Genomic DNA, 14,770 nt, shown 5'->3' with positions numbered 1-14,770 from the left:
GATAGGGGCTAAATCCTTTTTATTTAGTTATTGATATTTTCTAAGAGTCATTTTGATCGATTGTTAAAATACGATTGAAATATTCTTTATTGTGTAGAATTTTTGGATCATTTGGAATGAAGGAGCTGGCTAGCTCATTATGGGTATTTGCTAGTTCGTATTGCTGTAAACGGTCGAAAAGTACACATAGCTGCAAGTGTGGGAGCCATGTTGAAAAGCTTTTATTTTGAAAAGGAGCGTTTGGATTTTGTTTAATTACCAGTGCTTGTTCGTACCAAAAAATAGCTTCGTAATTCCTGAATTGTTCCATGAAGTGGTAGCCAAGGCGACAGCAGGCTTCGGGGCGGGGGACATCGTATTCAAAGCTTCGTAAAATAGCACTGAAGTTGTTTTCTCTATCGTCTAAATTGGAATAGCAATCTGCTAATTTAAAACAGGCGCGAATATTATCTTCTACCCAGCCTAACTTTGAGGTTAAAAATAATTCGTAATAGTAAATGGCATCCTCAAACTGACCATGATCTAGTAATTCATTAGCAAAATAAAATGTATCTCGCGGTGTTAGTGTTTCTCCTGCTTCAATAAGTTGCTTATAAATCGTAATATTACGTGAGTGATCATGTGTTAATGGTAAATGGCTAACGGCTATATCACTATCAAACAGCACGCCCCCTACTTCTAAATATTCATGAACTGCACCGATCCATTGAAAATGCTTTTCTCTTTTTACAAGGCGATATCTCCTTATTAAGGCGTCCACATTTCCCTCATGATCATAGCTTAGATGATAATTCATGGACACGGCATCTATATCAGAGGTTAGAGAGGCTTTGAGCGACTTCAATTTTTCTTGATCTTCCTCTAAAAAAACATCATCTGCGTCTAGCCAGAGGATGTATTGCTTTGTTGCTTGTTGAAAGGAAAAGTTTCGTGCCGCTGCAAAATGATGTATCCATTTAAAATCAAAAATTCGGTCTGTAAATTGTGCAACCACTTGTTTTGTACTATCGGTTGAACCGGTGTCAATAATATTAATTTCATCCACTATATCTTTGACGGACTCAAGACATCGACCAATAACATCTTCTTCATTTTTTACAATCATACATAAGCTAATGGAAATCACGCTATATTCCTCCTTACCAGTATCTTTGTAGTATATGTAACGCTGACAGTATGGGTTGGATGATTGAACTGAGAGGAGGTTCGTGAGTTTGAAATGTGAAAAGTATTTTTATGGTTTGTCATAAATTTACCTTCCAAGTTTCACCCGAATTTCACAATTGTGAAGTATAGTAAAGGGGCAGAGGTGATAAAGTTGAAAAAATGGGCATTCTTCATTTTTTCGTTACTACAAATTATATGGTTAGCAGGTTGTACTGAAAAATCATATGAACCCATTGAAAGGGATCGGAATTTTATAGCTTCGTTAAACATACAAGAACCATCATTAGATTTTATTGATGAAGATGGCAATGTATTTGCTACTTGGTCATTTGATAAAGCTTATTCTGGGGCAATACTGTTAGGGAATGACCAAATCTTATTGTATGGACACCAATTAAATAATATCGACGTCTATACATTATCGACCGGAGAAAAGCGCTATTCCAAAAAAGTAGAGATCGGTACAACGAATGTGTACTATGATGACAACATTAAGCAATTTTTTATAACGAATAGTAAAACGAATACGGTGACAAGCTTTGATCAAAAGGGAGATGAACTAGTCAGACAACAACTTGGCAATTATCCTATGTCAATGGCATCGTATAAAGATAAACTGTATGTTATTAATTTTAAAGATACAAAATTATCAGTGTTAAACATGAAGGATTTGACCATTGAACAAGAGTGGCCAATTCAAAAATCCGCACATGGCATAGCTATTTTAGAAGAGACACATGAGCTATGGGTAGGTGGGCATGGGGAAGGAAGTAAGCCCAACAGCTCCGTTAAAAAATATGATTTGACTACTGGCCATCTGAACGGAGAGATTGATATGCCTTTAATGCCAGTAGGGTTAAAAAAGACTAAGGATGCCGTTCTTGTTGTAAGTCATGGTCACAATGAGTTGTATGTTGCTGATTTTGATGGCCATATTAAATGGCACCAAGAGGTTGGTGCAAATCCCTTTGTAGTGAACCAGTTTAAAGACTATATTGTTGTCGCTGGTTATGACGATCACACATTGTACTTTATAAAGGGTGATCAGAAGGAAAAAACAGTTGATGTAGGGAAAGGTGCTTTTCAACTGTTAGTAAGGGAGGAACAATGATGACAACTGTGTTAATAGTTGATGATGAGCAGGATATGCGTAATTTAATTGAGATGATGCTAAATAATTCGGATATAGAGACATTTACTGCCGCAAGTGGTACTGAGGCTTATGATGTGATAGTACGTGAAAATATTGATTTAGTATTACTTGATGTGATGATGCCCCATGAAGATGGCTTTGTCGTTTGTCAAAGTATTCGTGCTATGTCCAATGTACCGATTATTTTCCTGACAGCACGTGATGCCAATGAGGACAAGGTGAAAGGTCTTACACTTGGTGGAGATGACTATATTGTTAAGCCTTTTACACATGACGAACTAGTGGCGAGAATTTATGCTGTATTAAGAAGAAGTGGCGCGAATATTACAGAGCTACAGCAAAAGTACGTGATTATTGGTCCTATTAAAATAGACGAAATTGCACGTAAAGTATCTGTTGATGGAAAGAGTATTCCGCTTACCTTAAAGGAATTTGAGCTATTGCACTTATTTATGAAAAATCCGGGAAATGCCTATACGAGAGAGCAATTACTAGAGCGTATTTGGGATATTGATTATGTAGGAGGCACACGCACGGTCGATACACATATTAAAACTTTACGAATTAAGCTTGGAAAGGATGCGGCTGCGCATATTCAAACCGTTTGGGGAGTGGGCTATCGCTTTGATCCTGGCGAATGAAAAAGATTGCCACTCGCATTTGGTTGTTAATTTTTGCATTTTTAATCATTACCGTTGTCTTTATGTATGTTCTCACAAACTTTTTGTATCAACGTTTATATGTACAAGATACAGAAGAGACAATGGTCGAAGTTGGCTTGAAGCTACAGACCATGTATGACAATGGGAAGGTGACGGATGAATTTATTGCAGATATTGAACAATTTAATGATTACTCAAATTTAAATATATTTGCGGTAAGGAATCCACGTGAGTTAAGTGCCTGTGTTCCATTTGATATAGATTATGAGACCCTGATTGGCCCTGAGGAAAGACAGAAATTATTAGCAGGAAAATATGTGCAAAAAATTGGATATGAGCCACGGTTTGATCGACAACTTATTTCCGTAGTTATACCGCTCGTTGATCAAAATCGATTAGAGGGTATCATTTATATTTATTTCCCATTAGCCAAAATTAGTGAGTTAGCTAATAGTGGCGTGATTTTGTTGTTTATTAGTGCTTTCATATTTTTAGTAGTGGCTAGCTATTTGATTTATAAAGGTATCCGGCACATTATGCGACCATTAAACGATTTACAACTTGCAGTGGAACAGATGTCCTATGGGAATTATGAGACACGTGTGCCTGTCAATTCACGAGATGAAATTGGTAAATTATCTAGTACCTTTAATAAAATGGCAGAGGCCATTCAGCAGGAGGATGAAGCACAAAAAACGTTTCTAGCAACCGTTTCGCATGAATTACGCACACCTATAAGCTATGTAAAAGGCTATAGCGAGGCTATGCAAAATGGCATCATTACAGAAAGTCAAAAAGAAGATACCATACAGTTGATCGTCCGTGAGGCGAATCGAATGGAGCGGTTAACAAACGAATTACTTCAACTGGCAAGAACAGAAAATGAACAAACCAATTTAGTTTTATACCCTATTCCACTAGGAGAGACATTGCGAGAGGTTCAAAAAATCCTAACACATCAAGCAGATAAAAAGAACATAACATTACATGTAGATGTAGATGATGCGCTCATTATTGAAGCGGATGAAGTAAAGCTAAAGCAAATCTTTATTAATATTATTGAAAATGCAATTAATTACTCGTATGAAAATTCTAAGGTGGAAATTGTTGCTGTTGAAAAGACTGGCAGTGCACAAATTACAATCAAGGATTATGGAATCGGTATTCCATCCGAGGATTTATCACATGTCACAGAGCGATTTTATCGTGTTAACAAAGCACGGAGTCGTGCAGACGGTGGTAGTGGATTAGGGTTATCCATTGTTGAACAGTTATTAAAGCAGTTACAGGGATCGTTAGAAATTGAAAGTGTTGTTGAAAAAGGCACAACCGTTAAAATCCGGTTGCCATTAATGGAGGATTAAAAGATGAAAAAGTGGTTATTCGCGCTAATTGCAGTGCCTACATTATTAGTAGGATGTGGAGAAAAAAAAGAGGCTTTACCAGAACCAGTTGTACCTCAAATTCCAGAGGTAGAGATTTTAACACCAAAAGAGGTAGTACTCAATGAAACAATTGAGCTGGCGGCACACGTTGAACAAGGTGGAGAAAACGTTGATGATGCTGTAGTAGAATTCGAAGTTTGGGAATCAGGGAAACGTGATGAAGGACAAATGATTGATGGGAAATTAGAAAAAGACGGCGTCTATAAAGCAACGACTACATTCGATCATGACGGTGTTTACTATATGTATGCACATACTACAGCTAATGGTGTTCATAATATGCCAAAGCAGCAAATTATTGCTGGTAGCCCAGATATGACACAGGTTTTACCAGAGGATGAGAAATCTAATAACAGCATGGATAACAATATGATGAATCATGGTAATGGTACGTCAAATGATGCTGATCATGATGACGAAGAAAAAGATGAAAAAAATCATCATTAAATGCTTGCATTTTTTTAAAAATAGGAATATGATAATGACCAGATGACCGAAATGGTTTTCTGGTCATTTTTATTGAAGTGTACATTAGAGGTACATAACCTAACAAGAAAGGATGTTACTAATGGATCGTAGGCAGGAAATTCTTGAAGCAGCTGCAAAATCTTTTACATTGTTTGGCTACAAAGCAACAACGATGGAGCAAGTGGCGAAAATCGCTAATGTCGGTAAAGGTACGATTTATACATTCTTTGCAAATAAAGAAATTTTATTTCAAGAGATTGCTATGTCACTTGTACGAGAGATGAAGGCGGAAGCAGATGCAGTGTTGGATGCATCAGCAAGCTTTATGGATAATGCGCATAATGCTTTAATGAAAATGCTACAGTTCCGTGAAAAACATCTTTTATTTGCAAAGCTAATCGAGGAAGAAAAAGAATTACGAACACCAGCTGTTAAACAGGTGCTACTTCGCATCGAAACAGAAATCTTATCGTATGTTTCAGAGTTAATACAGCGTCGTATTAAAAAAGGTGAAATTAGAGATTGCGATGCAGAACTGGTCGGTTACTTATTGTTAAAGGCATATCTTGCTTTTGTTGTCGATTGGCATGAGTTACACGGTGATGTAATCCCTGAAGAAAAGATTCTTAATCTTTTCAAGGAAACAATCTTTCGAGGTTTGATTCTAACTTGATTCGGTAAAAGACAGATATAAAAGTGTCGAATCAAGTGTCTTTTTGCAAAATTGCCGAGGTTGACTATTTTTTTTGAATGAAAATGACCAAATGACGTTTTCGGTCAAATAGTTTAGGAGTGAGGATATTATATGATTAAAGCTGAGTGGCTGAAGATCTTTAAAACAAGAAAAATGCTTGTTTCAATCATTGCTGTATTATTTATTCCAGTAATGTATGCAGGTATGTTTTTATGGGCGTTTTGGGATCCTTATGCAGGGCTTCCTAATCTCCCAGTAGCTGTAGTTAATGAGGATACTGGTGCTGAGATGGATGGCGTTAAATTAGACTTGGGGGATACCTTAGTTGATAAATTGATAGATAGCGAACAATTTAACTTTATAGAGGTTTCAAAAGATGAAGCTGAAAAAGGCTTAAATAGTCGTGATTATTATATGATTTTAGAAATTCCAACAAATTTCTCTGAGCATGCTACAACATTATTAGATGACAAACCTTCGAAATTAGTGATGAACTACATTCCAAATGAAGGTCTTAACTTCCTTGGTGCTCAAATTGGTGAGACTGCAATGGATCGTGTCCGTGCTGAAGTAAATTCACAAGTATCAGCAACGTATGCTGAAAAATTATTTGATTCCATTGCAACACTTGGAGATGGCTTTACAGAGGCAGCTGATGGCTCGAATAAGTTAGATGAGGGTGCACAAAAAGTAGCAAATGGTGCAAAAGATTTAAAAGGCTATCTAGAGCAATTAGCTTCAAGCACAGTTGAACTGTCGAATGGGACAGATAAACTGACAAAAGGTGCTGGAGATGCTGCGAAAGGTGCGAATGATTTATCAAGCGGTTTAGTCAAACTACAAGATGGTACTGTCCAATTACAACAAGGTGCACAGCAAGCAGCAAATGGTGCAACTAGTCTTGAACAAGGGTTATCACAATATACTCAAGGTGTTGCAAAAGTTGGGGCAGGTTTAAACACTTTAAACGATAAACAACAACAAATTAGTGCAGGCGCAGCTTCTATTGCTGAAAATGCAGGTGCATTAAATGGTGCAGCCAACCAATTAACAGCTGGTTCTGCGAAAGTGGAGGCAGGCATTACAGCCTTATCTAGCCAATTACAAACGATGATGGCTTCAATGCCTGAGGAACAAGCAGCAGGATTAAAGCAAACATTAGCAGAGCTGCAAGCTGGTAGTGCTAGCGTGCATAACGGCTTAACATCTTTATCTGCTGGTACAGAAAAATTACAGGCTGGTGCTAATCAAGTAAGCTCTGGTGCAAGTCAAATTGCAGCAGGTCAGGCAGAAGTATTAGCTGGTGCAAACGCATTAACGGCTAAAAGCAATGCTTTAATGGAAGGTGCAAAAGGTCTACAAGCAGGTAATGCGACATTAGCTACAAAATTAGGTGAACTACATGCAGGTGTGAATACAGCTGTAACAGGTTCAAAAACATTAGCATCTGGATTAAATGAATTAGCAAATGGTACAACAACATTAAATCAAGGTACTTCTACGCTTGCTTCGAAATCTGGTGAGCTAGCACAAGGTTCCGCAACACTTGCAGATGGTTCTACAGAGCTTGCAGATGGTACGACAACGTTATCTAGCAAACTAGGTGAGGCTAGTGAAAAAGCAAATGAGGTCAAAGCAAATCAAGACACATATGATATGGTAGGTAGTCCAGTAGAGGTTGAAAAAGAGTCTGTAAACCATGTTCCAAACTATGGTACAGGTTTTGCACCATACTTTATTTCTCTTGGCTTATTCGTAGGGGCATTATTAATTTCGATTGTGTTCCCATTTGTTGAACCAGCTATCCGACCAAAAAATGGTGCAGCTTGGTTTACAAGTAAAGTGACTGTATTAGCCGTTGTAGGTTTAGTGCAAACATTACTAACAGTAGGTATTGTAAAATGGGGTCTAGGACTTGAAGTAAATAACATGGGCTACTTTATCATAACGGCATTATTAACAAGCTATGTATTTTTAGCCTTAATTCAAATGCTTGTTTCGATCTTTGGTGATCCAGGACGTTTCATCGCAATTGTTGTGTTAATTTTACAATTAACAACAAGTGCAGGTACGTTCCCACTAGAATTAATTCCATCACCATTACAAGTATTTAACAAGCTTTTACCAATGACATATACGGTTCAAGCATTTAAATCAAGTATTTCAACTGGCGATATGACATTCTTAATGCAAAACTATGGTGTTCTAGCTGGATTCTTAGTAGCATTCTTAGCCATTACATTCGGTTACTTCATGCTACTTCACAACAAACGTTACTCTAAAGTAGCAGAAGAAAGCTAATAATACACTTGAAGCACTCATCGACTATTCGGTGAGTGCTTCTTTTGGTAAAAGGATATATAGGCAACTATTGGTTTTCTCTATGAATTGGCGTTTTCCTTGCACGCTAGCCCTATTGGAGTCTCCACTAAATGCACAATATCTCTCTATATAAATAAAAGCAAAACCATCAATAGCATATTTGTGAAAGGTGAAAATAGATTTCCGTTGGCTTTCCTGTGGGCGAGCTGCTTCCTCCGCAACCGCTCCGTTTAGAGGCTCGCCTGTCTCGCTATCCCACGGGAGTCAAGTAGCCTTCCACGCCAATCTATAAAAATGTTAACTTTTTAGCAAAGGTTCAAGGGAAGATGTTCACTACTCATTTTATAGAGGGGTGTTGTCACGCAGCACTTCTCCACATGCTTGATTGGAGCGAACGCAGTGAGTGAAGCGGCTCATCGGACACCCCTTGGAAAGGACGCTGACGGAACGGAAAGTAATCCCTCGCCCTTGACACCACCTTTTTTCAATAACATAAAACAACAGCTGATATGAGCGTATCAGCTGTTGTTTTTGTAAGTGTAAGAGATTTAATTAAGGGTTCATCAAAATATGATGAAGTGTGTCATGATTGCTACGTGTGGGGCACGTATATGACAAATTACAGTATAGGCAAATGCTTATAGGTGGTTACATTTTTCACAAGTGTTGCTGTAGCATTCGCTTTGTTCTTCCATTTTTTCACCGCACTCAGTACATTGCTTTGCAGGTAAATTCTTGAAAAATTCAACTACGTTTTCTAACATTGTGGACTCCTCCTTTAAGTTCATCTGTACTATTACTGTTTTGATATTTCCTAGTGTATTATAACAGATGCTTTTCGTCAACACAAAATGCCTAATTTACGTTAAAATAAATATGGATAGTTTGTGAAGGAGGAAACGTGAACTATGATTTTCGTTGATAATAAAGGGATCCATGATCCACGTATTAACCTTGCTATTGAGGAGTATTTATTAAAAACAATGGACGTTGAGAAAGAGCCAGTGCTTCTTTTTTATATTAACCAACCGTCCATTATTATCGGTAAAAACCAAAATACAGTTGAAGAAATCAATACAGACTACGTAGAGGACAATGGCATTATTGTTGTGCGTCGTTTATCAGGTGGTGGTGCTGTCTATCATGATTTAGGGAATCTTAACTTCAGCTTTATTACAAATGATGATGGTAATAGCTTTATGAATTATAAAAAATTCACACAGCCAGTAGTAGATGCTCTAGCTAAAATGGGTGTCAATGCTGAGCTTTCAGGGCGTAATGATATTCTAGCAGAAGGGCGAAAGGTTTCTGGAAATGCTCAGTTCTCTACAAAAGGACGTATGTTCAGTCACGGCACATTAATGTTTGATACAGAAATTGATGCAGTAGTGTCAGCTTTGAAAGTCAAAAAAGATAAGATTGAATCAAAAGGTATCAAATCCATCCGTTCACGAGTAGCAAATATTTCGGAGTTTTTAAAAGAACAAATGACAGTAGAAGAATTCCGTCTTGAAGTTTTGAAATCCATTTTCGGTGGGGAAGAAAATATTCGCTATTATGAGTTAACAGAGGAAGATTGGGCAAATATACACAAGTTATCCGCAGAGCGTTATCAAACATGGGAGTGGAATTTTGGAAAATCACCACGCTTTAATATTCGAAAAACACATCGTTTCCCAACAGGTGGCATTGATATCCGCCTAGAAGTTAATCATGGTGTGATTGAAGAGGCACATATTTTTGGTGACTTCTTTGGTGTAGGGGATATGGCTGATATAGAACAGCTTTTAGTTGGGACAAACTATGATAGAGCTGCCATTGCTAAGGCATTAGCAGATATCGATATTCCTACATATTTTGGTGGAATTTCAACTGAGGACTTTTTACAATTAATTTATTAAGGAAAATACGGTTTCGTGTAATGTTTTAGCCTAAAGGTTCGCTGACAATTATGTCGTCGAACCTTTTTTTGATACAATATAGAAAGAAAGGAGTGTTGATATGGAAAAGCATCGAATATTCATAGTAGAAGATGATGTCAAGATTGCATCATTACTAGCGGAAACGCTTAGAAAATATCAATACGAAGTTGCAACAATCCAAGAATTTGATCATCTCATCGAAGAATTTACAGCATTTAATCCACATATGGTGCTGCTTGATATAAATTTACCTGCTTATGACGGCTATTATTGGTGTCGCCAGCTACGCCAGCTTACAACATGCCCGATTATTTTCATTTCTGCTCGCTCTGGGGAAATGGACCAAATTTTTGCGCTTGAAAATGGGGGCGACGATTTCATTACAAAGCCATTTAACTATGAAATTGTTTTGGCTAAAATCCGTAGTCATCTACGCCGTACATATGGTGAGTATGCAGCAAGGCAAGAGGAACGGACAATCAAGCAAGGACAGCTTGTACTTCATTTAGAAAGAATGGAGCTACATAAAAATGATTTAGAAATTCCACTTCAGAAAAAAGAATGCATCATTTTAGAGCTGCTTATGGGAAATGCACCGAAAGTCGTGACGCGTGAACAGCTACTAGAGGAACTCTGGGACGATCAGGCATTTGTCGATGAGAACACGTTGAATGTTAATATGACGCGCGTACGAAAAAAGTTAGCAGATTATCACATAGCATCAACAATTGAAACTGTACGTGGTGCGGGCTATCGGTTCATATTAAGCGCAGGTGAGCTATAGTGGGCTGGAAATTATTCTTACGTGACTATGCATCATTTATTGTGTTCCAGCTCTTATTAGTTGGCTTCATTATGGTCATTTATATGCTAGATGGCTTTCGAAATATTGATACAGCTATTTATTCCTTCTGTATTAGCCTTGTCTTATTAGCTTCATTTTTACTTGTGCGTTATTTAATGCGCCAACGTTATTTGATGAAAATCACTCATCTCCCAACAGCAATGGAGGATGTGCTACAAAAAAACGCAAAAACGCCAGAAGCTATGCAAACCGAAAAGTACATGCACGAGTTGTATCGCCTTTATCAGCATGAGCTGCATGCGCTATATGCAAGTCAAAAAAGACATGATCAGTTTATGAACCAATGGGTGCATCAAATGAAAACACCTATTTCAGTCATTGAATTATTATTACAGGATGACCGACCTCTTGATAAAAAGAACGTACAGGAGGAAATTGATCGTTTACGTAGAGGCTTGGACATGGTGCTTGTTAATGCACGTTTAGAAAATTTTGAGGATGATATGCAAGTGGAACAGGTTGCGTTGAAAGCAATTGTCACTGCAACTGTTAATGAAAATAAACGTTTATTTATTACGAAAAGAGTTTTCCCAGAAATTCATATTGAGGATGATCTTATTGTTGCCAGTGATTCGAAATGGCTTCGCTTCATTCTTGGCCAATTTATTACAAATGCGGTGAAATACACGTTTGAAAGCAATAAAAAAATTGTGATTTCTGCCATTGAAAAGGATGACTATGTACAGCTAGCCATTTGCGATGAGGGAATTGGGATTCCAGCTTCCGATCTTTCACGTGTTACGAAAGCCTTTTTTACTGGTGAAAATGGGCGGAAAACAGGGGAATCTACTGGGATGGGCCTTTATTTAGCCAAAGAAATCTGTGAAAAGCTAGGACATGAATTGGCTATTACATCAGAGGTAGGAAAAGGGACAATTGTGACAGTGACATTTACAAATTAGGGGGCGCTAGGATGGGAGAAGTACGTATAGAAGATTGGGTATTAACTATTGATAAGGAGAAAACAAAAGCTCTTTATATGACACAAATGCAAGAGGGGGATCATTTTGCTTATCAAAATTTCTTGAAGGCAAATGAGAGGCTCGATGAAGAACTATTGCATTTTTCAAATAAGCTTGGGTTAAACTTACAGCAACCTACATTATTGAATGCATTTCCTATCGAAGGTCAACAGATGATGTACAGTGGGTATTATACTGTGTGCGGTGAGATCCTAGAGGGAGAAATAGATGCTTGGGATGTGATTGTTGGGGAGCATTGCTTTAGTTTAGTAGAGGAAGAGTCCGTTCTGACATTAACAGAGCCTCATTTTCAAATCGGCTTTGAGGTCGTATTACAGTGGCTTTTACCACAATCCTTAGAATTAATGAAGAAATAAGGTGAATGACGTATGCCTATTTTACAAATTAAAGATGTGACAAAAGTATATGAAGGTAAAGTGACACATAGGGCATTAAATCAGTTGAGCTTTGATGTAGAAGAAGGGGAGTTTTTAGCTGTTATGGGACCTTCCGGAAGTGGCAAAACGACCTTGCTGAATATTATCTCGACAATTGATGAGCCTACTAGCGGTGAAATCATACTGGATGGCATGAATCCACATAAATTAAATGCAACTGAGCTTGCTTACTTCAGAAGAAGACAGCTCGGTTTTGTGTTTCAGGATTTCAATCTTTTGCACATGCTAACGGTCGAGGAAAATATCGTGCTGCCACTAACATTAGACCAACAGCCTTTAGAAGTAATGGAGGAACGTCTAGCTAGTATTGTAGAAAAGCTCGACTTAACTTCTTTCCTTCATAGACGTCCAAATGAAATATCTGGTGGACAGGCACAAAGAACGGCTATTGGTCGAGCACTTATCCATAATCCGAGTCTGATTTTAGCGGATGAGCCTACGGGTAATTTAGATTCGAATTCTTCACGTGATGTGCTCGAACTGCTAACAAAAGTCAATCAGGATAAACAAACGACGATTGTAATGGTCACACATGATCCGATTGCAGCTAGCTATTGTGATCGGGTGTTGTTCATTAAAGACGGTGAATTTTTCAATGAAATTTATCGAGATGATCGTCGTCAAATGTTTTTCCAACGTATATTAAATGTTTTGAGCTTACTAGGAGGAGGGCAAGTAGGTGACCTTTCGACAATTCGCTTACCGTAATGTCGTGCGGAACAGCCGGATATATGGTGCCTTTTTCATGGCAAGCTTTTTTTCTGTGGCTGTATTTTTTATCTATTCAATGCTAATGTTTCATCCTGATATTGAGCGCGGGATATTAGGAGAGGTATCACTTATCGGGATGGTGGGTGCTGAAATTGTTCTCGTCCTCTTTACATTATTCTTTTTGTATTATTCCATGAGTGCCTTTTTAGAGGCAAGATCCCATGAATTCGCCATTTTATTGCATTTAGGAATGGAAAAGCGCCAGATGAATAGACTTGTCTTTTTAGAGACAATGATTATTGGGTCAGGCTCTATTATTGTAGGTATCGTGTTTGGCTTCTCGTTTTCAAAATTCTTTTTTATGATCGTACGAGAAATTTTGCATTTAGATGAATTACCATTATATGTTTCCTGGCAGCCGTTTTTACTAACAATTGGTGTTTTTACAAGTGCGTTTGTCGTCATTTCATTTATTAGTGTGTATTTTACACGAGAGAGAAAATTACGAGATCTTATTAAAGGCAGTGATTATGTAAATAGCTTAACAACCTATTCCAAAATCCGAGCTATTTACGGTATTGCTTTAATTTTAACGACGTATATTTTAGCGTTTGTTGTAGGACATACGGCATTCATCTGGCTAACTTTATTAATACCATTTTCAGCAACATTCGGCACATATTATTTTTTCAGTGATTCCGTCCCGTGCTTTTTAGATTTAGCACGTGGAAAACGCAAGTTTCATTGGCAACGTTACCGTCTTCTCTCACTAGCTGAACAAACCCATATTATGATGGATAATGTGAAAATGTTTTTCGTTGTTACGATGGTATCAACACTTGCCTTTTTGTCTGTGGGCGTTTTAGCGACTATGTCCTCCTATACAACTCAATATGATCGCTTAAATCCATTAGGGCTGGTTTATAAAGGAGATGTGGATAATCCATTTGAGCGAGAGCATATCAATTCATTGCGACTGCAATTAGAGGAGAAAGGTTTATCTTATCAGCTGTCCCGTTTTATTGTAGTGAAGCAAACCTCTTCTTTCACTCGAAATGAAGTGGAGGTATTTCGAGAGTCCGATATGAATGTTTTGCTTTCTTCGTATAGTTATCCATTACTGAACCTGGGAGCTGGTGAGGCAGTATTTATCCCTTATTCAGAGGATTCGTTAAAAAAATTAAAAAATAGAATTGTGCACACCGTTTTAGAAGAGAATAATATTCCGATTACCATCGATAGTGTCTATCCAAAAATAGTGTTTCCAGGTTCAATTGTAAGTGTCAATTCAATTGTCATTAGTGATGAGGACTTCGCAAAGCTGATTCATCCGATCTCTGATCAAGATATTATTCAACCTAGTTATCATCTATTTACATTCGTTATACCACAATGGATGGAAACAAAAGATATCGGGAGGGCTATAGACCATCTAGAATCCAATTTATATTTTCTTAAAAAGGATAAATTTAGTCCATTTTACTTTGAAAATGCAGGATTAAATTATTCTTATATACTAGCTACCTACTCATTATTTACTTTAGTGGGTGTATTGGTTGCCACTGTATTTTTACTTGCGGCTGGGAGCTTTATCTATTTTAAATTGCATACATCACTTGAACGTGAAAAGCGTAAATTTGATGTGTTAAAGCGCATGGGCTTAACTGATGCGGAGCTGAAAAAGCTTGTTAATCGTCATTTATTTCCTCAATTCTTTTTGCCTTGGGGTGTTGCAATGATGCATAGTGCCTTTGCTTTTCTAATGGTACAAGGTATTTTGAGAGACATAGCAAATATTTCGATTGTAAAAGAAGTATTCTTTGCTTTTGGCTTCTTTGTGTTAATACAAGTAGTTTACTTTTATTTAATTCGTTGGCGTTACATCTCACATATTCGCTCATGATGTCTTTGTTTAAAAGAGAAAAAAATGAATTATTTAAC

The 14,770-nt window shown here is 37.5% G+C and carries 14 protein-coding genes; 12 read left to right on the top strand and 2 right to left on the bottom strand.

The features are described 5' to 3' along the window. Positions 1-40 precede the first annotated feature (40 nt). Positions 41-1,126 (bottom strand): glycosyltransferase family 2 protein, encoded by a 1,086-nt coding sequence (locus MHI04_RS18475; protein WP_036128547.1) that lies wholly within the window; start codon positions 1,124-1,126, stop codon positions 41-43. 183 nt (positions 1,127-1,309) lie between these two features. Here MHI04_RS18475 and MHI04_RS18470 point away from each other — a divergent pair, with 183 nt between their 5' ends. From MHI04_RS18470 to MHI04_RS18445, 6 genes are all read left to right on the top strand, one after another. After that, complete coding sequence (locus MHI04_RS18470) at positions 1,310-2,278, top strand: YncE family protein (protein WP_230593975.1); 969 nt, start codon at positions 1,310-1,312, stop codon at positions 2,276-2,278. After that, entirely contained in the window at positions 2,278-2,961 is a 684-nt protein-coding gene (locus MHI04_RS18465; RefSeq protein WP_036128542.1) for a response regulator transcription factor, read from the top strand. Before MHI04_RS18470 ends, MHI04_RS18465 begins: the two co-directional genes overlap by 1 nt. Then, the gene (locus tag MHI04_RS18460; RefSeq protein WP_036128540.1) at positions 2,958-4,346 is read left to right on the top strand and encodes an ATP-binding protein; all 1,389 of its coding nucleotides are present in this window, start codon (positions 2,958-2,960) and stop codon (positions 4,344-4,346) included. Before MHI04_RS18465 ends, MHI04_RS18460 begins: the two co-directional genes overlap by 4 nt. A gap of 3 nt (positions 4,347-4,349) precedes the next feature. After that, positions 4,350-4,874 carry a FixH family protein gene (locus tag MHI04_RS18455; protein WP_036128538.1) on the top strand — a complete coding sequence of 175 codons (525 nt, stop codon included), beginning with the start codon at positions 4,350-4,352 and terminating at the stop codon, positions 4,872-4,874. A gap of 121 nt (positions 4,875-4,995) precedes the next feature. Beyond that, entirely contained in the window at positions 4,996-5,568 is a 573-nt protein-coding gene (locus MHI04_RS18450) for a TetR/AcrR family transcriptional regulator (protein ID WP_036128535.1), read from the top strand. Positions 5,569-5,700: 132 nt separating this feature from the next. Continuing rightward, positions 5,701-7,890, top strand: a complete 2,190-nt coding sequence (locus MHI04_RS18445; protein ID WP_342535085.1) for a YhgE/Pip domain-containing protein — start codon at positions 5,701-5,703, stop codon at positions 7,888-7,890. A 659-nt stretch (positions 7,891-8,549) separates the two neighbouring features. Here MHI04_RS18445 and yhfH read toward each other — a convergent pair. Then, positions 8,550-8,675, bottom strand: a complete 126-nt coding sequence (yhfH, locus tag MHI04_RS18440; RefSeq protein WP_004230455.1) for a protein YhfH — start codon at positions 8,673-8,675, stop codon at positions 8,550-8,552. Between the two features lie 144 nt (positions 8,676-8,819). Here yhfH and MHI04_RS18435 point away from each other — a divergent pair, with 144 nt between their 5' ends. The 6 genes from MHI04_RS18435 (at position 8,820) to MHI04_RS18410 (ending at position 14,732) form a co-directional block, all read left to right on the top strand. After that, positions 8,820-9,812, top strand: coding sequence for a lipoate--protein ligase (locus MHI04_RS18435; protein WP_342535084.1), 993 nt, complete (start codon positions 8,820-8,822; stop codon positions 9,810-9,812). 100 nt (positions 9,813-9,912) lie between these two features. Further along, entirely contained in the window at positions 9,913-10,617 is a 705-nt protein-coding gene (locus MHI04_RS18430) for a response regulator transcription factor (protein WP_036128035.1), read from the top strand. Then, the gene (locus MHI04_RS18425; RefSeq protein ID WP_036128032.1) at positions 10,617-11,600 is read left to right on the top strand and encodes a sensor histidine kinase; all 984 of its coding nucleotides are present in this window, start codon (positions 10,617-10,619) and stop codon (positions 11,598-11,600) included. Before MHI04_RS18430 ends, MHI04_RS18425 begins: the two co-directional genes overlap by 1 nt. A gap of 11 nt (positions 11,601-11,611) precedes the next feature. Further along, entirely contained in the window at positions 11,612-12,037 is a 426-nt protein-coding gene (locus MHI04_RS18420) for a hypothetical protein (protein ID WP_036128029.1), read from the top strand. A 12-nt stretch (positions 12,038-12,049) separates the two neighbouring features. Further along, the gene (locus MHI04_RS18415) at positions 12,050-12,826 is read left to right on the top strand and encodes an ABC transporter ATP-binding protein (RefSeq protein WP_036128027.1); all 777 of its coding nucleotides are present in this window, start codon (positions 12,050-12,052) and stop codon (positions 12,824-12,826) included. Next, entirely contained in the window at positions 12,798-14,732 is a 1,935-nt protein-coding gene (locus MHI04_RS18410) for an ABC transporter permease (protein ID WP_036128024.1), read from the top strand. The genes MHI04_RS18415 and MHI04_RS18410 overlap by 29 nt, the downstream gene beginning before the upstream one ends. The last annotated feature ends 38 nt before the right edge of the window (positions 14,733-14,770 follow it).

Origin of the sequence: Lysinibacillus sp. FSL K6-1151 (assembly GCF_038630755.1) — a bacterium.
Classification (GTDB): domain Bacteria; phylum Bacillota; class Bacilli; order Bacillales_A; family Planococcaceae; genus Lysinibacillus; species Lysinibacillus fusiformis_D.
The sequence above is the reverse complement of the archived record's forward strand: the minus strand, read 5'-3'. Positions and strand labels throughout refer to the sequence as shown.

What these genes read in the sequence shown, in the direction of transcription:
- MHI04_RS18465 (WP_036128542.1), top strand. Translation starts at nt 2,278, where the DNA reads ATGACAACTGTGTTAATAGTTGATGATGAGCAGGATATGCGTAATTTA.
- MHI04_RS18460 (WP_036128540.1), top strand. Translation starts at nt 2,958, where the DNA reads ATGAAAAAGATTGCCACTCGCATTTGGTTGTTAATTTTTGCATTTTTA.
- MHI04_RS18455 (WP_036128538.1), top strand. Translation starts at nt 4,350, where the DNA reads ATGAAAAAGTGGTTATTCGCGCTAATTGCAGTGCCTACATTATTAGTA.
- MHI04_RS18450 (WP_036128535.1), top strand. Translation starts at nt 4,996, where the DNA reads ATGGATCGTAGGCAGGAAATTCTTGAAGCAGCTGCAAAATCTTTTACA.
- MHI04_RS18445 (WP_342535085.1), top strand. Translation starts at nt 5,701, where the DNA reads ATGATTAAAGCTGAGTGGCTGAAGATCTTTAAAACAAGAAAAATGCTT.
- yhfH (WP_004230455.1), bottom strand. Translation starts at nt 8,675, where the DNA reads ATGTTAGAAAACGTAGTTGAATTTTTCAAGAATTTACCTGCAAAGCAA.
- MHI04_RS18435 (WP_342535084.1), top strand. Translation starts at nt 8,820, where the DNA reads ATGATTTTCGTTGATAATAAAGGGATCCATGATCCACGTATTAACCTT.
- MHI04_RS18430 (WP_036128035.1), top strand. Translation starts at nt 9,913, where the DNA reads ATGGAAAAGCATCGAATATTCATAGTAGAAGATGATGTCAAGATTGCA.
- MHI04_RS18420 (WP_036128029.1), top strand. Translation starts at nt 11,612, where the DNA reads ATGGGAGAAGTACGTATAGAAGATTGGGTATTAACTATTGATAAGGAG.
- MHI04_RS18415 (WP_036128027.1), top strand. Translation starts at nt 12,050, where the DNA reads ATGCCTATTTTACAAATTAAAGATGTGACAAAAGTATATGAAGGTAAA.